General features: G+C 63.2%; 20 protein-coding genes. 10 read left to right on the forward strand and 10 right to left on the reverse strand.

The features are described 5' to 3' along the window. Nucleotides 1-45: 45 nt before the first annotated feature. Nucleotides 46-1,359, reverse strand: a complete 1,314-nt coding sequence (locus tag JJE66_RS22250) for an ABC transporter substrate-binding protein (RefSeq protein ID WP_200516635.1) — start codon at nucleotides 1,357-1,359, stop codon at nucleotides 46-48. Nucleotides 1,360-1,407: 48 nt separating this feature from the next. Next, nucleotides 1,408-2,469 carry an ABC transporter ATP-binding protein gene (locus JJE66_RS22255; protein WP_200516636.1) on the reverse strand — a complete coding sequence of 354 codons (1,062 nt, stop codon included), beginning with the start codon at nucleotides 2,467-2,469 and terminating at the stop codon, nucleotides 1,408-1,410. Between the two features lie 205 nt (nucleotides 2,470-2,674). On the opposite strand from JJE66_RS22255, the gene JJE66_RS22260 reads away from it, so the two are divergent. From JJE66_RS22260 to JJE66_RS22280, 5 genes are all read left to right on the forward strand, one after another. Further along, entirely contained in the window at nucleotides 2,675-3,772 is a 1,098-nt protein-coding gene (locus JJE66_RS22260; protein WP_200516637.1) for a LacI family DNA-binding transcriptional regulator, read from the forward strand. Nucleotides 3,773-3,898: 126 nt separating this feature from the next. Beyond that, on the forward strand, nucleotides 3,899-5,728 hold the full coding sequence (locus JJE66_RS22265) for an IlvD/Edd family dehydratase (protein ID WP_200516638.1): 1,830 nt from the start codon (nucleotides 3,899-3,901) through the stop codon (nucleotides 5,726-5,728). 136 nt (nucleotides 5,729-5,864) lie between these two features. Continuing rightward, nucleotides 5,865-6,596: an SDR family oxidoreductase gene (locus JJE66_RS22270; RefSeq protein ID WP_200516639.1), complete on the forward strand. Its 732-nt coding sequence runs from the start codon at nucleotides 5,865-5,867 to the stop codon at nucleotides 6,594-6,596. Between the two features lie 30 nt (nucleotides 6,597-6,626). Next, nucleotides 6,627-7,373 carry an SDR family NAD(P)-dependent oxidoreductase gene (locus JJE66_RS22275; RefSeq protein ID WP_200516640.1) on the forward strand — a complete coding sequence of 249 codons (747 nt, stop codon included), beginning with the start codon at nucleotides 6,627-6,629 and terminating at the stop codon, nucleotides 7,371-7,373. Nucleotides 7,374-7,381: 8 nt separating this feature from the next. Next, entirely contained in the window at nucleotides 7,382-7,774 is a 393-nt protein-coding gene (locus tag JJE66_RS22280) for a GFA family protein (RefSeq protein WP_200516641.1), read from the forward strand. Nucleotides 7,775-7,776: 2 nt separating this feature from the next. Here the strand turns inward: JJE66_RS22280 and JJE66_RS22285 are convergent, their stop codons facing one another. Further along, nucleotides 7,777-8,676: a DMT family transporter gene (locus JJE66_RS22285; RefSeq protein ID WP_200516642.1), complete on the reverse strand. Its 900-nt coding sequence runs from the start codon at nucleotides 8,674-8,676 to the stop codon at nucleotides 7,777-7,779. A 91-nt stretch (nucleotides 8,677-8,767) separates the two neighbouring features. Here JJE66_RS22285 and JJE66_RS22290 point away from each other — a divergent pair, with 91 nt between their 5' ends. The 3 genes from JJE66_RS22290 (at nucleotide 8,768) to JJE66_RS22300 (ending at nucleotide 10,889) form a co-directional block, all read left to right on the forward strand. After that, nucleotides 8,768-9,634 carry a LysR family transcriptional regulator gene (locus JJE66_RS22290; RefSeq protein WP_200518658.1) on the forward strand — a complete coding sequence of 289 codons (867 nt, stop codon included), beginning with the start codon at nucleotides 8,768-8,770 and terminating at the stop codon, nucleotides 9,632-9,634. A 74-nt stretch (nucleotides 9,635-9,708) separates the two neighbouring features. Next, nucleotides 9,709-10,389: a site-2 protease family protein gene (locus JJE66_RS22295; protein ID WP_200516643.1), complete on the forward strand. Its 681-nt coding sequence runs from the start codon at nucleotides 9,709-9,711 to the stop codon at nucleotides 10,387-10,389. Nucleotides 10,390-10,466: 77 nt separating this feature from the next. Continuing rightward, entirely contained in the window at nucleotides 10,467-10,889 is a 423-nt protein-coding gene (locus tag JJE66_RS22300) for a hypothetical protein (protein ID WP_200518660.1), read from the forward strand. Nucleotides 10,890-10,900: 11 nt separating this feature from the next. On the opposite strand, the gene JJE66_RS22305 is transcribed toward JJE66_RS22300, so the two are convergent. The 7 genes from JJE66_RS22305 to JJE66_RS22335 all read right to left on the reverse strand — a co-directional run bounded on the left by JJE66_RS22305 (nucleotide 10,901) and on the right by JJE66_RS22335 (nucleotide 19,625). Next, the gene (locus tag JJE66_RS22305; protein WP_200516644.1) at nucleotides 10,901-11,692 is read right to left on the reverse strand and encodes a TonB family protein; all 792 of its coding nucleotides are present in this window, start codon (nucleotides 11,690-11,692) and stop codon (nucleotides 10,901-10,903) included. Between the two features lie 10 nt (nucleotides 11,693-11,702). Continuing rightward, the gene (gene exbD, locus JJE66_RS22310) at nucleotides 11,703-12,164 is read right to left on the reverse strand and encodes a TonB system transport protein ExbD (protein ID WP_200516645.1); all 462 of its coding nucleotides are present in this window, start codon (nucleotides 12,162-12,164) and stop codon (nucleotides 11,703-11,705) included. Between the two features lie 3 nt (nucleotides 12,165-12,167). Next, complete coding sequence (exbB, locus tag JJE66_RS22315) at nucleotides 12,168-13,163, reverse strand: tonB-system energizer ExbB (RefSeq protein WP_200516646.1); 996 nt, start codon at nucleotides 13,161-13,163, stop codon at nucleotides 12,168-12,170. Then, nucleotides 13,160-13,849 (reverse strand): Fe2+-dependent dioxygenase, encoded by a 690-nt coding sequence (locus JJE66_RS22320; RefSeq protein WP_200516647.1) that lies wholly within the window; start codon nucleotides 13,847-13,849, stop codon nucleotides 13,160-13,162. The genes exbB and JJE66_RS22320 overlap by 4 nt, the downstream gene beginning before the upstream one ends. 20 nt (nucleotides 13,850-13,869) lie before the next feature. After that, complete coding sequence (locus JJE66_RS22325; RefSeq protein WP_200516648.1) at nucleotides 13,870-16,440, reverse strand: TonB-dependent siderophore receptor; 2,571 nt, start codon at nucleotides 16,438-16,440, stop codon at nucleotides 13,870-13,872. Nucleotides 16,441-16,730: 290 nt separating this feature from the next. Further along, nucleotides 16,731-19,151 (reverse strand): TonB-dependent siderophore receptor, encoded by a 2,421-nt coding sequence (locus JJE66_RS22330; protein ID WP_200516649.1) that lies wholly within the window; start codon nucleotides 19,149-19,151, stop codon nucleotides 16,731-16,733. A gap of 234 nt (nucleotides 19,152-19,385) precedes the next feature. Continuing rightward, nucleotides 19,386-19,625 carry a hypothetical protein gene (locus tag JJE66_RS22335; protein ID WP_200518662.1) on the reverse strand — a complete coding sequence of 80 codons (240 nt, stop codon included), beginning with the start codon at nucleotides 19,623-19,625 and terminating at the stop codon, nucleotides 19,386-19,388. A gap of 397 nt (nucleotides 19,626-20,022) precedes the next feature. Here JJE66_RS22335 and JJE66_RS22340 point away from each other — a divergent pair, with 397 nt between their 5' ends. After that, complete coding sequence (locus JJE66_RS22340) at nucleotides 20,023-21,195, forward strand: efflux RND transporter periplasmic adaptor subunit (RefSeq protein ID WP_200516650.1); 1,173 nt, start codon at nucleotides 20,023-20,025, stop codon at nucleotides 21,193-21,195. After that, nucleotides 21,192-24,338 carry a multidrug efflux RND transporter permease subunit gene (locus tag JJE66_RS22345; protein ID WP_200516651.1) on the forward strand — a complete coding sequence of 1,049 codons (3,147 nt, stop codon included), beginning with the start codon at nucleotides 21,192-21,194 and terminating at the stop codon, nucleotides 24,336-24,338. Before JJE66_RS22340 ends, JJE66_RS22345 begins: the two co-directional genes overlap by 4 nt. Nucleotides 24,339-24,380 lie beyond the last annotated feature (42 nt).

Consider the following 24,380-nt stretch of genomic DNA (forward strand, 5'->3'; position numbering starts at 1 on the left):
ACAACGGCGGCGCCCAGCAAACCGGACGCCGCCGCCTATGGCTGATCAGACCTGGTAGTAGCGCTTGGCACGCTCGGCGGCGCGGGCAGCTGCTTCCTTCGGCGTCGTCTGTCCGGAGGCGGCTTCCGCGAACATGTCGACCACGACGAAGTCGCCCATGACGGCGGCCGAGGCGTAGCCGAGATCGCCGGCATAGCCGTTGTCGCGGCAGCGCTTCAGGCAGTCACGATACGGCGTGATCTTGGGATCGGAGGTCCAGACCGGATTGTCGTTGTAGGCCGGGAGCGGCGGCGACACGTAGCCGTTGGAGGCGACCTCCCACGCGTCGTAGTTCTCCTTGTCCATCATGAACTTGATGTATTCCTTGACCGCCTTCGGATACTTCGAGTGCTTGTAGCCGTAGTAGACCAGGACGTTCTGCTGCTCGGTCGGCACGCCCACGGGCCCGATCGGCATCGCCGCGTGGTTCATGTCCTTGGCGATCTCCTGCTGCTTGGGATCGGGGGAGTTCTTGCCGACGGTCCAGATCGAGATGCCGTTCAGAGTCAGGCTGATGTCGCCGGCGAGGAACGCCTTGTTGTTGTTGCTATCGTTCCACGACAGCACGCCCGGAATGAACGTCGCATAGAGCTGCTTGACGTATTCGAGCGCGGCGATCGTCTCCGGAGAATCGATCACGACCTCGTTCTTGTCGTTGACGACCTTGCCGCCGAACGCCCACAGCGCCCACTGGCACCAGCCGTTGGCGTCGCCGGTGGCGTGACCCAGCGCGAAGCCGGGCGGCGTGTTGTTCTTCTTCAGGGCCTGGCAGAGCTTGAGGAAGCCGGCGGTGTCCTTGGGGAATTCGTCGAAGCCCGCGGCCTTCACGTGGCTGATACGGTAGTTCAGACAGCCGCCGGTCGCGCCCTGCGGGATCGCGATCCAGTTGTTGCCTTTCTTGCCGTACTTCTCGGCGACGGGATACCAGCCGCCATACTGTTTGCCGAGATAATCGGCAACGTCGGTGACGTCGATCAGCTTCTCGGGGAATTTGAAGGGATCGTCGAGCGTGCCGATGATCAGGTCGGGGCCAGCGCCGACATTGGCGGCCACCGCGGCCTTCGGACGGATGTCTTCCCAGCTCTCGGCCTCGAGCTTCACCTTGATGCCGGTCTTCTCGGAGAACTTCTTGGTCTGCTCGGCGAACTTGTCGAACTCGGCCTGGATAAACTGCTTCCAGCGCAGCACGCGGATGGAGGCATTCGGCTCCGGCGTGTTGGTCCACTCGGCCGCGCGGACCGGGACGATGCCGGGGCCGGCGAGCAAAGCTGCGCCGCCCAGGCTGGCTTTGAGCACACTACGCCTGTTGAAATCGCTCATCGTTCTCTCCCTGATTTTTTATATTTGAATTGGTCGATCGTTACGTCGCTACATGCGTTTACCGGTCGCCTCGTCGAACAAGTGAACCACGGACGGGTCGGGCTTCAGCCGGACCTTGTCGCCCGGGTTGAACTGGTGACGCTCGCGGAAGACGGCGACGACCTGCTCGCCGCCGAGCTTCGCGAACACCTGCGTCTCCGAGCCGGTCGGCTCGACCACGACGATCTCGGCGTCGGCACCGTCGTCGGCGATGGTGAAGTGCTCGGGACGGACGCCATAGACCACAGGCTTGCCGTCCGAGCCCGCCGGCGCGCTCTTGAGCGGCAGCTTGACGCCGTTCGGCCCCTCGAAGGTGGCAACGCCGTTCACGCGGACATGGCCCTTGAGGAAGTTCATGGCTGGCGAGCCGATGAAGCCGGCGACGAACTGGTTTTCCGGCGTGTCGTAGAGCTCGAGCGGCGTGCCCATCTGTTCGACGACACCGTCATGCATGACGACAATCTTGTCGGCCATGGTCATGGCTTCGATCTGGTCGTGGGTGACGTAGACGGTCGTGGTCTTCAGCCGCTGGTGCAGCTCCTTGATCTCGGTGCGCATGGCGACGCGCAGCTTGGCGTCGAGGTTCGACAAGGGCTCGTCGAACAGGAAAACCTGGGGATCGCGCACGATGGCGCGGCCCATGGCGACGCGCTGGCGCTGGCCGCCGGAGAGCTGGCGCGGGTAACGCTCGAGCAATGGCGTCAGTGCAAGAATTTCAGCAGCGCGCTTGACGCGCTTGTTGATCTCGTCGGAGCCGGCATTGCGAAGCTTCAGCGAGAAGCCCATGTTTTCGCCGACGGTCATGTGCGGGTAGAGCGCGTAATTCTGGAACACCATCGCAATGTCCCGCTCCTTGGGCTGGACATTGTTGACGACGCGGTCGCCGATCGAGATCGTGCCGGAGGTGATGTTCTCGAGGCCTGCGAGCATGCGCAGAAGCGTCGACTTGCCGCAGCCGGAGGGGCCAACCAGGACGACGAACTGCCCGTCCTCGATCGGGATCGACACGCCGTGCAGGACTTCAAAATTGCCGAACGATTTCCGCACGTCGCGGATTTGCACAGACGACATCTAGCTCCCTCCTCCGACATAGACGACGCAACTGTCGCGCCGCCACCGTCTCGTTTTTTCTGAACTTCGCCGATCCGAAGCCCCTCTTAACGGGCAACATTGTCGGCAGTTTGTGCGGGTTTGGCAATTTGTCTTTGGTTAGTCGTTGCTGGTAGCGCTGTCAACGTTCCTTTGTTTACGGGAGTGACTGTGTTAAGAGCAACAAATGGGTCGAAAGCGCACCAAGTCTGGCAAGATTCGGCTGGCGGAAGTCGCCGAGCTGGCCGGCGTCAGCCCGATTACGGCTTCCCGTTTCTTCCGCAATCCCGAGGCACTGTCGGTCGCCAAGCGGACGCGGGTCGACAGCGCGGCCAGGGAGCTCGGCTATGTGCCCAACCTTGCGGCACGCGCGCTGGCCTCGCAGCGCACCGAGGTGATCGGTGTCTTGATTCCGTCACTGACCAACAACGTGTTCTCCGACGTGCTGCGCGGCATTTATGACGCATCCGAAAGCAGCCGCTACTCGATCCAACTGTCCAACACACGCTACTCCATCCTCCAGGAGGAGAAGCTGCTGCGGATCTTTCTGGCGCAGAAGCCGGCCGGGCTGATCGTCACCGGAATCGACCAGACCACGGAATCGCGCGCGATGCTGGAGGCGGCCGACTGCCCGATCGTCCAGATCATGGAGGTCGGGCCCAACCCGGTCGACATGATGATCGGCTTCTCCCACTACGATGCAGCGCGCGCGGCGGTCGCCCACCTGTTCGCCCAAGGCCACCGCAGGATCGGCTTCGTCGGCGCGCGCATGGACCCGCGGGTGCAACGGCGGCTCGACGGCTATGTCGCAGCCATGAAGGACGCCGGGCTGTTTGAACAGCGCCTCGTCGTCACCACGGCGACACCGACCTCGGTGACGCTCGGCGGCACGCTGTTCGCCGATTTGCTCGCCCGCGAACCCGACATCGACTCGGTGTTCTGCGCCAATGACGACCTCGCGCTCGGCGTTCTCTTCGAATGCCGCCGCCGGGAGATCGCAATCCCCGAGCAGATCGCGATCGTCGGCTTCAACGATCTCGAATTCATGGCCTCTTCGGTGCCGACGCTGACGAGCGTGCGGACCAACCGTTACGAGATGGGCAGCACAGCTGCCGCGATGCTGATCGACGCGATCGAAGGAAAGCGCCCCGATGAGCCCGTGCTCGATCTCGGCTTTACGGTGATCGAGCGGCAGAGTTCGCAGACGCAGCGGGCCGCAACCAGCCCGCGCTGGCCGGAATGGCCGCAGGCTGTACAAAATGATAGCGTTACCAACGACCCATGAGTAGTATCGAACTTGTGAAGAAACGTTCGCCAGCAGGCGGGCCGATATGACTTGCTCGCGCTGCCGGGCATCGCACCGATCGACATCCCGACGTCGGCCCGTGCGTTTGCATTGAAGGAGAAACCAATGACAAAAAAGCCAACCAATGGGCACGCGCCCGCCGGTAACGGCGCCCGCCGCCACCTTCGCTCGCAGGAATGGTTCAACAACCCGCATAATCCCGGCATGACCGCGCTCTATCTGGAGCGCTATCTGAACTACGGCCTCACCCGCGCCGAGCTTCAGTCCGGTAAGCCGATCATCGGCATTGCGCAAACCGGCAACGACCTCTCCCCCTGCAACCGCCACCACATCGAACTCGCGCACCGTGTCCGAGAAGGCATTCGCGAGGCCGGCGGCATTGCGATGGAATTTCCGACCCATCCGATCCAGGAGACCGGCAAACGCCCGACCGCTGCGCTCGACCGCAACCTCGCTTATCTCGGCCTGGTCGAGATCCTCTACGGCTATCCACTCGACGGCGTGGTGCTGACCACCGGCTGCGACAAGACCACGCCCGCCTGCATGATGGCGGCGGCGACCGTCAATTTGCCCGCGATCGTGTTGTCGGGCGGCCCAATGCTCAATGGCTGGCACAATGGCGAGCGCACCGGATCCGGCACCATCGTCTGGAAGTCGCGCGAGCGGCTCGCTGCCGGCGAGATCGACTACGACGAGTTCATGGAGATCGTGGCCTCGTCGGCCCCCTCGGTCGGCCATTGCAACACCATGGGCACGGCCTCGACCATGAACGGGCTTGCCGAAGCGCTCGGCTTCTCGCTGCCGGGCTGCGCGGCAATTCCCGCGCCCTACCGCGAGCGCGGCCAAATCGCATATGAGACCGGCAAGCGCGCCGTCGAGATGGTCTGGGAAGACCTCAAGCCCTCGGACATTCTCACGCGCAAGGCGTTCGAGAACTGTATCGTGATCAATTCGGCGATCGGCGGTTCGACCAACGCGCCGATCCACATCAATGCGCTCGCCCGCCACATCGGCGTGGAGCTGTCGATCGACGACTGGCAGAAATTCGGCCACGACGTGCCGCTGCTCGTCAACATGCAGCCGGCCGGCTTCTATCTCGGCGAGGAATTCCACCGCGCCGGCGGCGTGCCGGCGGTGGTGCGCGAACTGATGAAGCACAAGCGCATCCATGAGGACGCGGTCACGGTCAACGGCCGCGGCATCGGCGAGAACTGCAAGGACGCGCCGGCGCCGGACAACGACGTGATCCGGGCCTACGACAAGCCGCTGGTGAAGGATGCCGGCTTCCTGGTGCTGAAGGGCAATCTGTTCGATTCCGCGATCATGAAGACCTCTGTGATCTCGAAGGAGTTTCGCGATCGCTATCTCAGCAATCCGAAGGACCCTGGCGCGTTCGAGGGCCGCGCCATCGTGTTCGAGGGACCGGAGGATTATCACGCGCGGATCGACGATGCCTCGCTCGACATTGACGAGCACTGCGTGCTGTTCATTCGCGGCACCGGGCCGATCGGCTATCCCGGCGGCGCCGAGGTCGTGAACATGCAGCCGCCGGCAGCTCTGATCAAGCGCGGCATCCTCGCCCTGCCCTGCATCGGCGACGGCCGCCAGTCCGGCACTTCGGGTTCGCCCTCGATCCTCAACGCCTCGCCGGAAGCCGCCGCCAATGGCGGGCTCGCGATCCTCAGGAACGGCGACAAGGTGCGTATCGACCTCAACAAGGGCAGCGCCAACATCCTGATCCCGGACGACGAGGTGAAGAAGCGCCACGCCGAACTCATGGCCAATGGCGGCTTCAAGCATCCGCCGAACCAGACGCCGTGGCAGGAACTCTATCGCAACACCGTCGGCCAGCATGCCACGGGCGCCTGCGTGGAAATCGCCACGCGCTACCAGAACGTCGCCGGCACCTTTGGTGTGGCGCGGGATAATCACTGATTTGAGCACCACGTAGCCCGGATGGAGCGCAGCGCAATCCGGGTTCACCATCCGCGAATGCAGAATCCCGGATTACGCAAGCGCTCCATCCGGGCTACGGCGCTGCGGCATTAAAGAAACCAAGGAGAACAAGAAAATGGCAGACCGCCTCAAGGGAAAGCGCGCCGTCATCACGGCAGCGGCAGCCGGCATCGGGCGCGCATGCGCCCTCGCATTCGCGCGTGAAGGCGCAACCGTCATCGCCACCGACATCAACGAGAGCGGCATCGCGGGCCTGACCAAGGAAGGCATCGCCGAGGTCGCAAAACTCGACGTTCGCAACACCGCCGACGTCAACGCATTTGCAAAACGGGTCGGCAAGATCGACGTCCTGCTCAACGCCGCCGGCTTCGTCCACCACGGCACCATCCTGGATTGCTCGGAAGAGGATTTCGACTTCTCGTTCGACCTCAACGTCAAGTCGATGCACCGGACCATCAGGGCGTTCCTGCCCGACATGCTCGCAGGCGGGGGCGGCAGCATCGTCAACATCTCATCCTGCGCAGCGCTGCGGCCGCCGGCCAACCGTTACGTCTACAGCGCCTCGAAGGCTGCCGTGTCGCTGCTGACCCGCGCGGTCGCGCTCGACTTCATCACCAAGGGCATCCGCTGCAACTCGATCTGCCCCGGCACCGTCGAGACACCCTCGATGCTCGATCGCGCCGCCGCGCAAGGACCGCAGGGCAAGGAAATGTTCGTCTCCCGCCAGAAGATGGGCCGGCTCGGCACTGCGGACGAGATTGCCTCCATGGCGGTCTATCTCGGCAGCGACGAGAGCGCCTTCACCACCGGCGTCGACCTCGTCGTCGATGGCGGCTACATGCTCTGACGCCCAAGGCATCGAACAGGATCACATCTGATGAACAGGATTGATCTCCACGGCCGCGTCGCTGTCGTCACCGGCGGCGCTCAGGGTTTTGGCCGTGCCATCAGCGAGCGCTTCGTCGCCTCCGGCGCAAAGGTCGCGATCTGGGATTTCGACTCGGCGCTGGCCGAGAAGGCGGCGAAGGAGATCGGTGACAACGTCCGCGTCTTCAAGGTCGACGTCACCGACACCGCCGGCGTCGAGCAGGCGCGCGACGCGACGCTCGCCGCCTTCGGCAAGATCGACATCCTCGTCAACAATGCCGGCATCGCCGGCGTGAACAAGCCGGTCTGGGAGACCGATCTCGAGGAATGGCGCAAGGTGCTGCGCATCAACCTCGACGGCCCCTTCATCGTGTGCAAGGCCATCGTGCCGACGATGCTCAAGCAGAAATACGGGCGGATCGTGAACATCGCCTCGATCGCCGGCAAGGAGGGCAATCCGAACGCCTCGCACTACTCGGCTTCCAAGGCCGGCCTGATCGCGCTGACGAAGTCGCTCGGCAAGGAGCTCGCCGCGCATGACATTCTCGTGAATGCGGTGACGCCGGCGGCGGCGAAGACTGCTATTTTCGACCAGATGACGCAGCAGCACATCGATTTCATGCTGTCGAAGATTCCAAAAGGCCGCTTCGTACTGGTCGAAGAGCTGGCCGCGATGGTGGCTTGGCTTTCATCCGAGGACTGCGCGTTCTCGACCGGCGCGGTGTTCGACATCTCGGGCGGACGCGCAACTTATTGAGGAATCCCATGATCCGGGAAGGTGGATGCCTCTGTGGCGCGGTGCGGTTCAAGGCGGAAGGCGAGCCGCTAAACGTGCGCATCTGCCATTGCCGCATCTGCCAGAAGGCGATGGGCTCGCCCTACTTCGCGCGCGCCCAGTTCGACCAGCGCGCACTGACCGTCGAGGGTGTGACGGGGCGCTATGCGTCGTCCGAGAACATCGACCGCGTGTTCTGCAAGACCTGCGGCACACGCCTGTTTGCATGGCGTCGCAACGGCACGCTAGCGGGCGTCGCGCTCGCGACTTTCGACGACCGCAACGCCTTTGCCCCGACCGAGCACATCTGGGTCTCGGAAAAGCTCGCCTGGCTGAAGCTCGACGACGGCCTCACACAATATCAGGGAACGATCCCGGCCTGACGTCAGGTTTGCTGTGAGGCCGTCGCGGCTCGTCGGCCGGTCGTCGTCGCGATCCAGATCCCGGCAAAGACCGCGACGATGCCGGCGGCGAGATTCCAGCGCAGCGGCTCGTGCAGCAACCAGGCCCCTACCAGCGATGCCGTGACCGGATTGACGGTCACCGAGATCGCGACGCGCGTCGGCGTCGTCCGCTCCAGCGCGAAGGCCCAGAGATAGAAGGTCAGCGCCGCACCGAACGCGCCAAGATAGAGCGCCGCGAGCCATTGCGGCGCGCCAAATCCTGCGATGGGCGCGAAGCTGTCGCGGACACACGAGAGCAGGACGAGACATAGCGCCCCTGCCGCCATGCTCATGGTCGTGAAGGCGATCGGGCTCGATCGCCGGATCAGCGGCTTCGACCAGATGCCATACAGCGCCATGCACAACGCGGCCGCCATCATCAGGAGATCGCCGCGCCAGGCGCCCGACGGCGCCGAGCCGAGATCGGTGAGCAGCGCGATGGCCACGCCGAGCGTTGCCACCACGACGCCGATCGATTTGCGCCAGGTCAGTGCTTCGCTGCCGAGTGCGGCACCGATCACCAGCGTCAGTAGCGGCAGCGTCGACAGCGCGAGCGCCCCACGCGCGGCTGTCGTGAAGATCAGCGACGCGTTGAACAGGATCGGAAACAGCGCGAAGAACAGGATACCGAGCCCGATGGTCGCAGCCCAGTCGCCTCGCTCTGGCCAGCGATCGCTGCGCAGCAAGGTGAGCGGCAGCAGCAGGAGAAGGCCGATGCCGAACCGGAACGAGCCGATCGCCAGCGGATCGATGCTACCGACGAGATAGCGCGTGGCGCCGATCGAGGTGCCGCCCAGCGCGCTCGACAGCACAGCGGCCAGAACTCCGAGAATTTCGTCCACGATCCCTCCCGTCGAAAGCCTTTGCAGAGAACATACGGAGTGCGCCGAAACTGGGAATGGAATTTCCATCATGCTAAGATTACGCTTCGTCATGACCGCACCCGATCTCGATCCCGATCTGCTGAAGGCCTTTCTCGCCGTCGCCGAGCATCGCTCATTCACGCGCGCGGCAGATCGACTCAACCGGACCCAGTCGGCGGTCAGCGTGCAGGTCAAGCGCCTCGAGCAGCGGCTCGGCACGAAACTGTTTCAGCGCAATAGGGCCGGCGTCGTACCGACCGCCGCGGGCGATGAGCTCCGCGCCTATGCGCAGCGCATCCTCGCCCTCCATGCGGAGGCGGTCGGCGCGCTGCGCGCGCGCAAGCCGGAAGCCTTTGTTCGCCTCGGCGTGATGGACGATTATGGCACGATCGTCATTCCGCCCCTGCTCGCACGCTTCGCCAAGGACCATCCGGCAGTCCGGGTCGAGATCGAGACCGGCCTGACCGTGACCATGCCCTCACGACTCGGCGACGCCTATGATCTCGTCATCGCCATGCACCCGCAAGGGCGTGGCGACGGCGAACTGTTGCGACGCGAGCAGGCCGTGTGGGCAGCCGCCGCCTCCAGTCGAGCCACGGCGGAGGAGACCTTGCCTGTTGCGCTCTATCCGCCCGGCTGCCTGTTTCGCCAATGGGCGGCGGAGGCGCTCGATCGCGCCGGCCGGCCGTGGCGGCTGGCCTTTGTCAGCCGGACACTGGCGGCGGTGGAATCAATCGCGGCACAGGGCCTCGCGGTCACCGTGGTCAAGGCCGGCACCTTGCCACCCCGCCTTCGCCCTCTCGGCCCGGCCGACGGCCTGCCACCGCTGCCTATGGCCGACATCCGCCTCCACCGCGCGCGCAGCCTGTCGCGGGCCGCTGCGCTGCTCGCCGATCATTTGCAGCGTGGCATTTCGGAACCGGCCACCCTATGTTGACCTGAAGCGTTGCTGCACCGCCGGTTTGGCTCGGTCGTCTGCAAGGCGGCAGGCAAAACCGGGACAGACGCGCCGTGAACATTTCTCTCTATGACCTCTCGGTATGGGTGCTGCCGCTGGTGCTCGCCATCACCTTCCACGAGGCGGCGCATGGGTTCGTCGCGCACCGGCTCGGCGACAACACCGCCTGGCAGCTCGGGCGCGTCAGCTTCAACCCGCTTCGCCATATCGACCCGTTCGGCACCCTGATCCTGCCGGCGATGTTGCTATTTGCGCATTCGCCGTTCCTGTTCGGCTATGCCAAGCCGGTGCCGGTGAATTTTCGCAATCTCAACAACCCGAAGCTGGACATGGTCTGGGTGGCCTTGGCCGGTCCCGTCACCAACATCCTGCTGGCGCTCGTGGCAGGCATCGCCCTCCACGCCCTGCCCTGGGCGCCCGCCAGATCGGCGCAATGGATGTTCGACAACCTCAAGAATGCACTGCTGATCAACGCCGTGCTGGCGGTCTTCAACATGATGCCGATCCCGCCGCTCGACGGCGGACGGGTCGCGGTCGGGCTGTTGCCCCGGCCGCTTGCCCTGCCCCTGTCGCGGCTCGAGCCGTTCGGCATGATGATCCTGATCGCGCTGCTGATCCTGCTGCCGCTGGCGGGTTCCCAGTTCGGTCTAAATCTTGATGTTATTTCAGCAATACTGCGAACGTTGACCGGTTATGTGATTCAAGCTGTTCTCTTGCTGACCGGCAATGCGTAGTTGAAGCGACACTTGAAGACGATGCACTTAAAGTCAAAGCCGAAGGGCTAGAGGCCAACTTGGTCAAAGCTGCCGATATGCTGATCGCGCGACGCGCCGACACCCGTGCCCGCGCCGATTTCGCCACCTGGAAGATGATGGCCAAGCTGAATGGGTTGTCGGCGCTGCCTCCGGACGCACAGGGCTTCCTCGACGGCTACAAGAAGCTCCTGGATCGGATGAACGAGGCCGAGGCGACCGAGGTCGCCATCGCCGAGGTCTACAAGTCTTATTATCTGGAGATGGGAGGCGCCGGGAACCCGCCCGATGTGCGCACGCGGCCGGCCGAGCCGGTGGCGGACAATGTTACCGCCTTCCGGCGCCCGACTCCCAAACCGAAGAAGGCCAGCATGTTCGGGGCGGCGAAGTTTGGGGGAACCGAGAAGCGCCCTCTCCCGGTGGCGCTGATCTTCGCCTGCCTGGTCGTGGTCTACGTCTCGATCCAGTACTACTGGCGCTGAGCGCCGCCCGGCTATTTCGGCGGCTTCTTGAAATTCACCGGCAGGCTGAACGAGAACTGATCGTCCGTGAGTTCGGCCGGTGGGACCGGCACGGGATCCGAACGGCGCACCATGGATACGGCCTCGCTGTCGAAGACGGGATCGCCCGAAGATTCGGCCACATCGACGGAGACGACATTGCCGCGCCGGTTCAGGACCAGGCTGAGCTTGACCGTCGTCGTCTTGCTCTTGTTCTTGGGATAGCGCTTGTGAAGCTCGAAATAGGCGCTGATCCGCTTGCCCCATTCGGCCGTCAGCTTGCGAACGTCCTTGCCGATGCCGTGGTGAGGCGCAGCCGCCTTCTCGTCCTCCCGCGCGTTCTCGTCGAGCGCCTGCCTCGCCGAATCCTGGGCGTTCGGCATCTCCTCGACGGCCTGGGTCTCGACCTTGGCGACCTTCGTGGTGTCCTCGACCGGCTTCTTGGAGTCGTTCTCGGTGACGAGCCGATCCGGGTCTTCGGCTTCCTGAGGGATTTCCTTCGGCAGATCGGTCTCTTTCACCTCGGCCTGCTGCTGCATCTGTTGCGGCTGGAACTGCGAGGCTTCGCTGTCCGGTCCCGGCGGCAGATCGGTCTCAGGGAGCTTCGGCGAGGTCATCTCGACGGCGTATTCCGCGCCGTTGGCGCCGAGGCCATCGTCACCGTCATCGGACCGCAGGTTGGCGAGCGCCAGCGCGGCCCCGCCAAGATGCAGGCCGATCGCGACCATCGCGGCCAGAATCCAGAGCCACCGGGACGGTTTCGCATCGATCAGAGGATCGGACATCGCGCTGCCATCAAGGTTGGACGGCCCCCTGCGCCGGCCCAGCCGCCGCAGGAGGTGCTTCGAGCGCCACCAGCTTGATCCGGGAATAGCCACCGGACCGCAGGATTTCCATGACGCCCATCAACTCGCCGTAAGGCACGGCCTTGTCGGCACGCAGGAACACATATTTGTCCTTGCTCATGTCGGCGATCCCGTCAAGCGAGCTGACCAGGTCGGTTCGCTTGACCGCGTTTTCGCCGATCGCAAGCGTCAGATCGGGCTTGATGCTGACATAGGTCGGCTTGTCCGGCTTCTTCTGCGGCATCGCGCTCGACGTCGGCAGGTCGATCGGCAGATCGACGGTCGATAACGGTGCCGCGACCATGAAGATGATCAGCAGCACCAGGATGACGTCGATGAACGGCGTGACGTTGATGTCATGCGTCTCGGAAAAATCGTCGTCGTCATCGTCGTCCGTGAGCGAAACAGCCATGGCCTACTCCGCCGCACGGGAATGCGCGCTGCCGTGGCTGCGATCGAGATCGCGCGAGAGCAGCCGCGCGGCCGCGCCCGAGGCACGGCTGACGAGTTCGAGATAGCTCTTCGTGACGCGCGAGAAATGGTTGTAGATGATGACGGCAGGAATGGCCGCAACGAGGCCGATCGCGGTGGCGAGCAGCGCCTCGGCGATGCCTGGGGCGACGACGGCGAGGTTCGTGGTCTGCGACTTCGAGATGCCGATGAAGCTGTTCATGATGCCCCACACCGTGCCGAAAAGGCCGACGAAGGGCGACGTCGAGCCGATGGTCGCAAGCACGCCCATGCCGATGCGGATGCGCCGCGCCTCCGCGCGCGTGATCTCCGAAAAGCTCGAGGCGGCGCGCTCCCTGATGCCGGTGTCGCTGGACAGGCCGGCTGACATCCGTGCCTCGCGCAATGCCGCCGCCAGGAACGACGGAAGGATGCCCGCTTTGGCGCCCAGCGCCATTTGCGCCTCCGCGAGCGAGCGCGCCTCGGCGATCTTCCTCAGCGCCGAACGCAGGCTGCCGGACGCGACCGACAGCTCGATCGATTTGGCGATGAGGACGGTCCAGGTCATGAGCGATGCGAAGGCAAGCCCGATCATCACCGCCTTCACGATGATGTCCGCCGACATGAACATCACCCAGGGCGACAATTCCTTCATGGCCGGCGCGATACCGGCTTTCGGCGCAGCCTCGGATGCCGGGGCCACGACAGCATCGGTCGAAGCTGCACTGGGTGCCACCGCCGTAGGCGCAGCAGCCGCGGGGGCCGTAGTCGATGCCGCAGGCGCAGCAATCGGGATTGGCTGTGCTGCAACAGCCGGAGTTGGCTGAGCCGCCACGGGTGCAACAGGCCGGGCCGGCGCAGCCGGCTGGGTCTGTGTCTGGGCAGAAACAGGAACTGCGAGCCAGGTGGACATCAGCAGCACGGCTGCAGCGAGGCTTGCTTGGAAAGATGTGATCTTCATACTTCGGCCCAGCTGCGAATGAGATTGTGATAGATACCCGTTAATTTGACCGTTTCGGGATCGTCACGCCCGAGCCGTTGCACCAGTGCCTGAATGGCGGTGTCGAGGTCAAAGATCATGCTGCGGGCTTGATCGTCCCGTATCATGCTCTGGAGCCAGAAGAAAGACGCAACCCGCGCGCCCCTCGTCACCGGGGTGACGAGATGGAGGCTGGTCGAAGGATAAAGCACGCAGTTCCCGGCTGGCAGCTTGACCTCGTGCGAACCGTAGGTGTCCTCGATCACAAGTTCGCCACCATCATAGTCCTCGGGCTCGCTGAGGAACAGCGTGACCGAGAGGTCCGTGCGGATGCGAAGGCCGGTCAGGCGGTCGCCGCGGATGGCATTGTCGACGTGCAGGCCGAAATGATGGCCGCTGTCCGCGGCATAGCGGTTGAACAGCGGCGGAAAGATCTGGAGCGGGATCGCCGCCGCCAGGAACCGCGGATTCGACGTCAACGCCGAAATGATGCGGTTGCCGAGCTTTCGCGCGACCTCGCTATCCGGCGGCAATTGCTCGTTGCGTTTGACCATTGCTGACTGCGCGCCCGCGGTGGAACGGCCGTCTTCCCATTCGCTGGCGTCGATGATGCGGCGAAACTCCGCCACATCGTCCTTGCTCAGAACGCCGTCTATGCATGTCAGCATGGCACCTCGTTATGTCTCCATCAATATCGCGCGGAAAGAACCAGATAGGCGGCGCGTCCCGGTGCCTCCAGCACGAAGGGCGTAGCGCTCTGGTACAGCGCGTCGTAATAGCGCTTGTCGAAGATGTTGTTCACGAACAGCTTGATCCGCCAGTTCTTGTTGATCTTCGCCTCCGCAAAGGCATCGAAGCGCCAGTAGCCGGGGATCGAGGTCCCCTGGTTCGCCGCGAGCAAGGTTCCGCCGTAGATCTGCGAGCGGTAGACCGCCTGCCCACCCAGCTCCCAGACGTCGGTGAGCTGGTACTTGGTCAGCATGCTGAAGGACTGGTGCGCGATGTTGGCGAGCGGACGCCCGACATTGGTCGGATAGAGCGACGGCTGCGCCGACGGCGCCAGCGACTTGGTCACCTCCGACTGCATCAGCACGAGACCACCGAACACGCTCCATTTGTCGGTGATCTTGCCGCCGACGCCGAGGTCGATGCCGCGGATGCGATAGGCAGCACCGGCGGTGATGCAGGACACGGTGCCCGTTGTCGCGGGAGGATACGGACAAGTCGCGCTTGCGGTCGCCGCGGTGACGTTCTGCGACTCGCGCGCGTTTTCCTTCTCGGTCTGGAACAACGCGGCGGTCAGCAACAGATGGCGATCGAACAGCTCCCACTTGGTGCCGAGCTCGATCGCCGTATTCTTCTCGGGCCCGAAGATCTGGTTCGAGCTGCCGTTGAGAACCGGCGAAAGGCCACCATAGGCCGTGCTGGTGCCATCGAACTCGGCGCCCACCGGATTCGACGACGTCGCATAGGCCGCGTAGACGCTGCCGTTCGGCAGTGGCTTCAGCGTGATACCGAGGTTGAAGTTCGGCATGCCGAAATCGGCGCTCTGCGTACCGAAGGTCTGCTTCCCGCCGACCGAACCGTAACCGCTGCTGTTGATGGTGTAGTCGTCGTAGCGGACGCCGCCATTGAGAATGACGAGATCGCGGTAGTTGGCGCTGTCCATCAGATAGACACTCTTGGTGTCGATCGAGAGGTTGGTCGGCGCTCCCAGCATTCGCGGCGCATCAAACGTGTTGAGGAAGGTGTATTGCGGCGCGAACACGCTGACGCCCGAGGTTGAACCGCCGGGCGTGAACGCCGGGCCCGTCGTCACTTCCGAATCCAACCCGGCATACTTGTCGATGAATGACGTCTCGCGTGAGATCTCGAGGCCTCCGAGCGCGGTGTGCCTGAACGCGCCCGTGTCGAACTTGTAGGTCGCCTCGCTCTGGTTGGCCAGAACACTGGTGACCTGGTAGCGGCTTTGCGGATTGAGGGTCACGGTCGAAGCCGACAACGGAATCGTGGCGATGGGAGATTCCGCCAGCGTTCCGATGTAGTCGTTGACGGAGCGCGATGCGCGGATCTTGTCGGTGAGAACGAGATCTGGCGTGACATAGACCTCGGCGCCCACCGTTCCGATGTCTTGTTTGACCTTGAAGAAATCGCGGTTGACGAAGCCGTAGAAATTATTGCGGCTGGAACCAAAATCCGGGAACGGACCGCCTGCGGTGGTACTGAATTGCTGACCGCCGACGCCGGTCGATCCCGGGCGGTAATACGGCACGCCGAAATCCGGGATGCCATGCTGATACGTATGGATGTAGTCCGTGGTCACCTTGACGGCGTCGACGGGCTTCCACGTGGTCGCGACGAAAGCTCCGCTGCGGTCATCCGTGATAAAGTCGCGCCCCGCGACGTCCGCATCCTGGAACAGCCCGCCGGCACGTACCGCAAAGGTTGGATTGATCACCTGGTTGATGTCGAGCGTCACCCGCTTGGTCTTGTCGGTGCCAAACGAGGTGTCCATGTTGTAGAAGCTCCTCTCCGTGTTCGCCTGCTTGGTGACGATATTGATCGCACCACCGGCGACACCGCGGCCGGAGAACGTCGAACCGGGACCGCGCAGGATCTCGACCTGCTCGGTGAAGAAGTTCTCGCGGACGCTGACGCCGGGATCACGCACACCATCGATGAAGATGTCGTTGCGGGCGTCGAAGCCGCGGATGAAGAAGCGGTCACCGAAGGCGTTGCCGCCCTCGCCCGAGCCCAGCGTCACGCCGGCCGTGCTGAGGATGGCCTGCTTCAAGTTGGTCGCGTTCTTGTCCGCAAGCACCTCCTTGCTGAGGACGGTGATCGACTTCGGCGTGTCGACCAGCTTCTCCGGGAATTTGCCGCCGGCCTGCACGTGATCGACCTTGTAGGGCGCAGCCGGATCCGCATAGGGATTGCGGTCGGGCGCAGGCGCGGGCGTATCGATTACCGGGGCGGCTGCGGCCGGCTGGCGCTGTGCGGCACGCCGCAACGCGTTGCGGGCGCGGACCTGATCGGCCGTCGGTTTCGCAGCGGTCGAGCGCGGCCGCTCCTTCGGCGCGTCGACGTTCACGGGCGGCAAGGTTGATTGCTGTGCCTGCGCTCCGCTCGATACGGACGCGACGGCAATCAGGCTTGCAACAGTGGAAACAGTCTTGCCGGCAGCAACATCGAAATTTCTGCCAAATGCTTGCCGCGCCGCTGTCGAACGCAACGACCGCGGAGCCCGTGCCATACCCATCCTACGCCCCACCTTATTTCCATTTCCGCAGTGTGTCGCATTGCGACAATGCGGCACACTGGTCGTATCGAGCGGGATAAAGTGGGTCAACGCAATCACGGCTGTCGGATCTTTGAATCGGTCCAGATCAAAACGATTCTAAACTCCAGTTTGAAACGGTTCTAAACTCGAGTTTGTAAGCGTTCTAAACTGGCCTCGATATCTCTCCTCGATATGCCGATCTCGCGCGTCGCGATCGGTTGGAGTAACGGAATGCCTGCCATGGCAGGCATTCCCAATTTGGACGGCAATCAGAACTTGGCCGTCGTAATCAGATAGAACGCCCGCCCCGGCGCGACCGCGACGAACGGCACGGCGCTGCGATAGAGCGTGTCGTAATAGAGCTTGTTGGTGAGGTTCTGCGCGTAGAACTTCATGGTCCAGTTCTTGTCGATCTTTTTCTCGACGAACGCATCGAAGCGCCAGTAGCTCGGCAGCTCATTGCCGGTGTTGGCCGCGAACGTTCCGCCATAGACCTTCGAGCGGTACACCGCCTGCCCGCCGACTTCCCAATCGCCGTCAAACTTGTACTTGGTCAGCATGCTGAACGACTGGTGCGCGACGTTGGCAAGCTGCAGGCCAAGATTGGAGGCGATGTTGCTCTGCGTGACCTTGGACTGCATCAGCACCAGGCCGCCGAAGATGCTCCAGCGATCGGTGATCTTGCCCTCTGCCTCGATGTCGATGCCTTGGATCCGGTAAGCCGCGCCCGAGGTGAGGATGCCCGCGGCGTTGGTCTCGCGCGCATTGTCCTTCGTGGTCTGGAACAGCGCCGTAGAGACCAGCAGGTGACGATCCGCGAGCTCCCATTTGGTGCCGAGCTCGGCCGCCTTGTTGCGCTCGGGCCCCAGCAGAACGGTCGTGTTGGCGGGAACGCCACCGTAATCGGTGCCGGTCGCGTCAAGCTCCGACCCGAATGGATTCGCCGAGGTTGCATAGGCAGCATAGAGGCTACCGATCGACATCGGCTTGTAGACCAGGCCGACATTGTAGTTGACCAGATCGGAGTTCATTTTCAGATAGGCCGAGTTGGTGGACGAGCTCATGCTGTAGCCGTCGTAGCGGATACCACCGTTCACAATGATGGTGTCCTGCCAGTTCGCAGTGTCCATGGCGTAGACGCTGCTGGTGTTAACGCCGTAGCGCGTCGGATTGCCCGTCAGCGACGGCGTGCCGAAGCCGCCGACGTAAGTGTACTGCGGGGAGTAGAGATTGACCCCCGAGACGGCCCCGCTGCTGGTGAAGCCGGAGCCGGCCAGCTCCGATGCGAGACCCGAGTAACGGTCGATCGAGACATTCTCGTCGGTGTATTCGACGCCGAGCACCGCGGTGTGCTTGACTCCGCCGGTGTCGAGCTTGAACGTAGCCTCGTCCTGGTTGGCCCACACATCCACGGTCTGGTAACGGCTCTGCGCGCTCGCCGTCGTGGTCCAGAGTAGCGGATTGACGTTGGTCGTGACCGGGTTCTGCGGCAGCGTGCCGATGTAGTTGAGCAGTGAATGCTCGCCTCGCACCTTGCTGGTCAGCGTGATGGCGTCGTTGACCTTGTACTCGGCGGTTGCGGTGCCGAAATCCTGCCGCGCGGTCTGGAAGTCGCGGTTGAGGAAGCCGTACCAGGTGCCACGCGGAATGCCGGCCGACGTCACCGGCACGTTGCCCTGCTTGTAGTAGGGCACGCCGAAATCCGGCAGGCCGCTGAGATCGGTATGGACGTAGTTGGTCGTGATCTTGATGTCGTTTGTGGGGGTGTACTTGGTCGAGAGGAAAGTCCCCCAGCGATCATCGGTCACGTAGTTGCGGCCGGCGACATTGGCGTCCTGGAACATGCCGCCGGTGCGCACCGAGAAGGTCGGGTCGATGACCTGGTTGACGTCGAGCGTGACGCGCTTGGTCCTGTCGGTGCCGAACTCGGTATCCATCCGCTTGAAGTTGACGTCACCGGCCTGCTTGGTGACGATGTTGATAGCGCCGCCGGCGGTGCCGCGGCCGGCATAGGACGATGCCGGTCCGCGCAGGATCTCGATCTGCTCAGTGAAGAAGTTCTCGCGGATAGAGACCGCCGGATCGCGGATGCCGTCGATGAAGACGTCGTTGCGCGCGTCGAAGCCGCGGATGAAGAAGCGGTCACCGAAGGCGTTGCCGCCCTCGCCCGACCCCAGCGTCACGCCTGCAGTCGAGCGCCCGATCTCCTTCAGCGTCGTCGCGTTCTTGTCCTCGAGCACTTCCTTGCTGAGCACCGTGATCGTCTTTGGCGTGTTGAGCATCGGCTCGGGAAATTTGCCGGAAGCCTGCACGTGGTCGACCTTGTAGGGCGCGGCCGGATCGGCATAGGGATTGCGATCGACCGCACCGACCGGGGGCGGCGCGACGGCCGCGGCCGCGGCCTGCTGCTGCGTCTGCTGGCGCTGCGTGGCGCGGCGAAGCGCGTTGCGCGCGCGGATCTGCTCCGGCGTCGGCTTCGAAGCTGCCGGACGCGGGCGCTCGACCGGAGCATCGACATTCACCGGCGGCAGGTTCGACTGCTGCGCCTGTGCGCCGCTCGACACCGACGCCACCGCAATCAGGCCAGCAACGGCCGACACCGCCTTGCCGGAATTGCCATCGAGCTTCTCGTCAAATGAATTTCTTCCCGTGATCGCACGCAACGATCGCGGAGCCACCGCCTGCCCCATTCCAGTGCATCCCATTTCAAATTCGTCAATACGCAACATGCGCGACGAACGATGGGGCGGTGCTATCGGTCACGAAAAATCAGGTCAATGCGAGGAGATGCGGAGGACCACTTGAATCCCTCCAGATCAAATCGATTCTAAAATTTCGAATCTGAAATGATTGAAATGCCGCGCGACAAATCGAAGCAGTCAGACACGAGAGAGTTTGCCGTCGCGCATCATCTTTTGGAGCCGTCAGTCGCTGCTCGGGGGCTTCATCAGCGAGAACAATTCGTCGACGGTGCGCTGCGCGACCGCACGCACGCGATCGGAGTTGTCCATGCCGGCGATGTTAACACCGCTGACGACGGCTTTGATCTCGTCGCGGAAGTCGGTGAGGAAGCGCAAGGGATCGCGCTGCTCGTTGGCGACGCGCGCGATCAGCCCCGTGATCAGAATCTGACACGCGATCAGCTTGCCGTTCAGTTCGTCCATCATCATGCTCCAGTTGCGGCCGGCCGATATGAACGACACTGATTTTCCTGACAACCGAAACGCTGCATCGCCGGTTTAGAACCCTCCTAACTGCGATGAATCCGAATCTTAGGCTATGGGCCCGCCCGCATGGCCGCGCCAATGCTCGATCACGCACGCGGTCTGCGCGTGCTGCCTAATTTTTACACGCCGCTCGCTCGCGCCGGGAAAATGCAGCACTGCACACCGCTGCATCACCCGGTTGCCTACGGGGTGCAAAGCTTTCCAATTGTTTAGGATTCTCAACGGATAGTGCTGTTTACAGTGGAACTTGGCGTGTATTATACAACGCGCGCTGGGAACCCTTTGCTAGCGCCACAATTCGTTTCTTTGGGCATACAAGCCGACACGAATAGATATGAAAAAGTCACGGCCGATCCTGTGGATTCTCGTCATCGCAGCTGTGGCCGTTGGCGGCTATTACGGCTGGCAACGATTCTCGGCGCCTGAGGCCGGGAAAACCCAAACCGCGCAGAAGGGCGGGCCGCGGGCGCCCGCAGTGCCTGTCAGCGTGTCCCCGGTGCAGAAGGCCGACTTCCCGGTCTATCTGACCGGCCTCGGCACAGTGCAGGGCTTCAACACCGTACAAGTCCGGACCCGGGTGGACGGCCAGATCGACAAGATCGCCTTCACCGAAGGCCAAATGGTCAACCAAGGCGATCTCCTGGTCGAGATCGATCCGCGCCCGTTCCAGGCCGTCCTCGATCAGGCCAAGGCCAAGAAGCAGCAGGACGAGGCCAATCTCGCCAACGCCAATCTCGATCTTCAGCGCTACACAAAGCTCGGCGAATTCGCGACGCGGCAGCAGACCGATACGCAACGCTCCACCGTCGCCCAGCTCACCGCTCAGATCGCCTCCGACGAGGCCGCGATCGCCAACGCCCAGACCCAGCTCGACTACACCCAGGTCAAGTCACCGATCACCGGCGTTGCCGGCCTGCGCCAGGTCGACATCGGCAATATCGTCAACGCCTCCACACAGACCGGAATCGTCACGATCTCGCAGGTCGAGCCGATCTCCGTGATCTTCACCGCGCCGGAGGATCAGCTCCCCTACATAGCCGAGGGTCAGAAGACCGGCGCGCTCAAGGTGATTGCGTTCACCACCGACGGCAAGAAGACGCTGGCCGAGGGCAAGCTCGCCGTCATCAACAACCAGGTCGACACGACCAGCGGAACTATCCGCCTCAAGGCGGTGTTCGACAACAAGGACCACGCGCTTTGGCCGGGCCAGTCGGTTTCGACGCGCCTTCTGGTGCGCACCCTGAAGGATGCGACAGTGGTTCCGGATGACGCAGTCCAGCATTCGACCAACGGCCTCTACGCCTACACCGTCAGCCAGGACAACAAGGCCGAGCTGCACAAGGTGAAGGTCAGCTACGCCATCGACGGACGCTCGGCGATAGAGGAAGGACTTAGCCCGGGACAACAAGTGATCACCGGCGGTCAATTCAAGGTCCAGCCCGGAAGCCTCGTCTCCACGGCAGTCGCGAGCACTGATCCGAGCCAGAACAAGGTACGACAGGAATGACCGAGGGCGGGATTTCGGCACCCTTTATCCGTTATCCCATCGGCACCTCGCTGCTGATGGCCGGCATTCTCTTTGTCGGTCTCGTTGCGTATCCGCTGCTGCCGGTCGCGCCCCTGCCGCAGGTGGACTTCCCGACCATCCAGATTACCGCCAACCTGCCGGGCGGCAGTCCGGAAACGATGGCCTCCTCGGTGGCGCAACCGCTCGAGCGCCAATTCGCCCAGATCCCCGGCATCGCGCAGATGACCTCGACGAGCTATCTGGGCACGGCCTCGGTCACCATTCAGTTCGATCTCAACCGCAGCATCGACGGCGCGGCGAACGACGTGCAGGCGGCCATCAACGCGGCCTCCGGCCAGCTGCCGAAGAACCTGCCGTCGCCGCCGACCTACCGCAAGGTCAACCCGGCAGACTCGCCGATCCTGCTGTTGTCGGCGACGTCGGAGACCCTGCCGCTGACCAGCGTCAGCGACGCGGTCGACGCCCAGCTCGCACAGCAGATCAGCCAGATCTCCGGCGTGGCACAGGTCATCATCGGCGGCCAGCAGAAACCGGCCGTCCGGGTTCAAATCGATCCAGCCAAGCTCGTCGCCAAGGGCCTGTCGCTTGAGGACGTGCGCAGCGCTATCGCGATCACGACGGTCGATAGTCCGAAGGGCAATATCGATGGCGCGAAGCGCGCCTATACGATCTATGCCAACGACCAACTCACCCAGTCCAAAGACTGGAACGACGTCATCATCGCCTATCGCAACGGGGGTCCGTTGCGGATCAAGGATATCGGCCAGGCGGTCACCGGTCCCGAAGACGCCAAGCAGGCGGCGTGGGCCAACGGCAAGCGCGGTGTGTTCCTCGTGGTGTTCAAGCAGCCCGGGGCCAACGTCATCGACACTGTCGACAAGATCAAGGCGACCCTGCCCCGGCTGGTGGCGGCGATCCCGCCGGCGATCAAGATCGAGCTCATCAGCGACCGCACCCAGACCATCCGCGCCGCGGTCGAGGACGTTCAGTTCACGCTGCTGCTGACCATCTTCCTCGTGGTCACGGTCATTTTCGCCTTCCTGCGCAGCTTCTGGGCCACCGTCATTCCCGCGATCACGGTGCCATTGGCGCTGCTGGGCGCCTGCGCGCTGATGTGGGTGTTCGGCTATACGCTCGATAACCTCTCCCTGATGGCGCTCACCATCGCGGTCGGCTTCGTGGTCGACGACGCCATCGTCATGCTCGAAAACATCTCGCGTTATGTCGAGGAAGGCGAAAAGCCGCTCACCGCCGCCTACAGGGGCGCGAAGGAAATCGGATTCACGATCGTTTCCATCAGTATCTCGCTGGTGGCAGTGCTGATCCCGCTGCTCCTGATGGGCGGTATCATCGGACGCCTATTCCGCGAATTCGCCGTGGTGCTGGCGATGACGATCTTCGTGTCGATGTGCGTGTCGCTGACGCTGACCCCGATGATGGCCTCGCGCTTCCTGCGCGCCCACGGCGAGGTGAAACACGGCCGGATCTACCAATGGAGCGAGAGCGCCTTCGATGCGATGTTGCGCGGCTATGAGCACGTCCTCGATATCGCACTGAGCTGGCGACGCACGACGCTGCTGATTTTCTTCGCAACCCTCGGACTATCGCTGTATCTGTTCGTCCTGATCCCGAAAGGCTTCTTCCCGCAGCAGGACAACGGACTGATCACGGCGACCTCGGAAGCCTCGCAGGACATCTCCTTCGCGGCCATGCAGCAGCGCCAGCAGGCTCTCGGTGATATCGTCAGGGCCGATCCGGACGTCGCCAGCGTCGCGATGGCGATCGGCGGCAGCGGTCGCGCCGGCAATAACGGCAATCTGTTCATCACGCTGAAGCCGCGCCACGACCGCAAGGCCTCGGCGCAGCAGATCATTGCTCGACTGCGTCCCAAGCTCGAAAAGGTCGAAGGCGCCCGGCTCTATATGCAGGCGGCACAAGACGTCCGCCTGGGCGGTCGTCCGACGCGGACCCAGTTCGAATTCACCTTGCAGGATGCGGATCTCGGCGAGCTCAACGAGTGGGCACCAAAAATCCTCGCTAAGATGCAGACGCTGCCGGAATTGCGCGACGTCGCGACCGACCAGCAGACGCAGGGCACCACCGTCCAGCTCAAGATCAACCGCGACACCGCATCGCGCTACGGCATCCAGCCGCAGCTGATCGACGACACGCTCTACGACGCGTTCGGCCAGCGCCAGGTCACCCAGTACTTTACCCAGCTCAACAGCTATCACGTGATCCTGGAAATCCTGCCGGAGATGCAGGGTAATCTCGACAGCCTGAACAAGCTTTACCTGAAATCGCCGTTGACTGGCGACCAGGTGCCGTTGTCGACCTTTGCGACCTGGACCACCGATCCGGTCCGGCCGCTCTCGATCAGCCATCAGGGCCAGTTCCCGGCGACCACGATCAGCTTCAACCTTGCGCAAGGCATGGCACTCGGACAGGCCACGCAGGCCGTGCAGAAAGCTATGGCCGATCTCGGCGCGCCGCCGACACTCAACTCGAGCTTCCAGGGTACCGCGCAGGCGTTCCAGCAATCGCTCGGCACCGTGCCGCTTCTCATCCTCGCTGCGCTTGTCGTGGTCTACCTGATCCTCGGCATCCTCTATGAAAGCTACATCCACCCGATCACGATTCTCTCGACGCTGCCGTCCGCCGGCGTCGGAGCGCTCCTGATCCTGATGGCAGCCGGCTTCGACTTCAGCCTCATTGCCTTGATCGGAATCATTCTCCTGATCGGCATCGTGAAGAAGAACGGCATCATGATGGTCGACTTTGCGATCGCGGCCGAACGCGACCAGCACAAGACACCTGAGGAATCGATCCGTCAGGCCGCGCTGCTGCGCTTCCGCCCGATCATGATGACGACGATGGCGGCACTGCTCGGCGGCGTGCCGTTGATGCTGGGCCAAGGTACCGGCGCGGAAATCCGCCAGCCGCTCGGCTATGCAATGGTCGGCGGTCTGATCGTCAGCCAGGCGCTGACCTTGTTCACGACGCCGGTGGTCTATCTCTATCTCGACAATCTCAGCAACTGGTTCTCCGGCTGGGGCCGCTCAACTGAGGACGAAGGCCACGCGGAAGCCGAGCACGGCACCGTCAAGGAAGCTGCCGAGTAAGCTTGCGCCACCGCGTCAGCGACGGTACAGCGAAGCCCTCGG

The sequence above is a fragment of the Bradyrhizobium diazoefficiens genome, from assembly GCF_016612535.1.
Lineage (GTDB): Bacteria > Pseudomonadota > Alphaproteobacteria > Rhizobiales > Xanthobacteraceae > Bradyrhizobium > Bradyrhizobium diazoefficiens_C.

Excerpts from the sequence above, each read along its gene's own strand:
- JJE66_RS22250 (WP_200516635.1), bottom strand. The coding sequence starts at position 1,359 with ATGAGCGATTTCAACAGGCGTAGTGTGCTCAAAGCCAGCCTGGGCGGC.
- JJE66_RS22255 (WP_200516636.1), bottom strand. The coding sequence starts at position 2,469 with ATGTCGTCTGTGCAAATCCGCGACGTGCGGAAATCGTTCGGCAATTTT.
- JJE66_RS22260 (WP_200516637.1), top strand. The coding sequence starts at position 2,675 with ATGGGTCGAAAGCGCACCAAGTCTGGCAAGATTCGGCTGGCGGAAGTC.
- JJE66_RS22265 (WP_200516638.1), top strand. The coding sequence starts at position 3,899 with ATGACAAAAAAGCCAACCAATGGGCACGCGCCCGCCGGTAACGGCGCC.
- JJE66_RS22270 (WP_200516639.1), top strand. The coding sequence starts at position 5,865 with ATGGCAGACCGCCTCAAGGGAAAGCGCGCCGTCATCACGGCAGCGGCA.
- JJE66_RS22275 (WP_200516640.1), top strand. The coding sequence starts at position 6,627 with ATGAACAGGATTGATCTCCACGGCCGCGTCGCTGTCGTCACCGGCGGC.
- JJE66_RS22280 (WP_200516641.1), top strand. The coding sequence starts at position 7,382 with ATGATCCGGGAAGGTGGATGCCTCTGTGGCGCGGTGCGGTTCAAGGCG.
- JJE66_RS22290 (WP_200518658.1), top strand. The coding sequence starts at position 8,768 with ATGACCGCACCCGATCTCGATCCCGATCTGCTGAAGGCCTTTCTCGCC.
- JJE66_RS22300 (WP_200518660.1), top strand. The coding sequence starts at position 10,467 with ATGCTGATCGCGCGACGCGCCGACACCCGTGCCCGCGCCGATTTCGCC.
- JJE66_RS22305 (WP_200516644.1), bottom strand. The coding sequence starts at position 11,692 with ATGTCCGATCCTCTGATCGATGCGAAACCGTCCCGGTGGCTCTGGATT.
- exbD (WP_200516645.1), bottom strand. The coding sequence starts at position 12,164 with ATGGCTGTTTCGCTCACGGACGACGATGACGACGACGATTTTTCCGAG.
- exbB (WP_200516646.1), bottom strand. The coding sequence starts at position 13,163 with ATGAAGATCACATCTTTCCAAGCAAGCCTCGCTGCAGCCGTGCTGCTG.
- JJE66_RS22320 (WP_200516647.1), bottom strand. The coding sequence starts at position 13,849 with ATGCTGACATGCATAGACGGCGTTCTGAGCAAGGACGATGTGGCGGAG.
- JJE66_RS22325 (WP_200516648.1), bottom strand. The coding sequence starts at position 16,440 with ATGGGTATGGCACGGGCTCCGCGGTCGTTGCGTTCGACAGCGGCGCGG.
- JJE66_RS22330 (WP_200516649.1), bottom strand. The coding sequence starts at position 19,151 with ATGGGGCAGGCGGTGGCTCCGCGATCGTTGCGTGCGATCACGGGAAGA.
- JJE66_RS22335 (WP_200518662.1), bottom strand. The coding sequence starts at position 19,625 with ATGGACGAACTGAACGGCAAGCTGATCGCGTGTCAGATTCTGATCACG.
- JJE66_RS22340 (WP_200516650.1), top strand. The coding sequence starts at position 20,023 with ATGAAAAAGTCACGGCCGATCCTGTGGATTCTCGTCATCGCAGCTGTG.
- JJE66_RS22345 (WP_200516651.1), top strand. The coding sequence starts at position 21,192 with ATGACCGAGGGCGGGATTTCGGCACCCTTTATCCGTTATCCCATCGGC.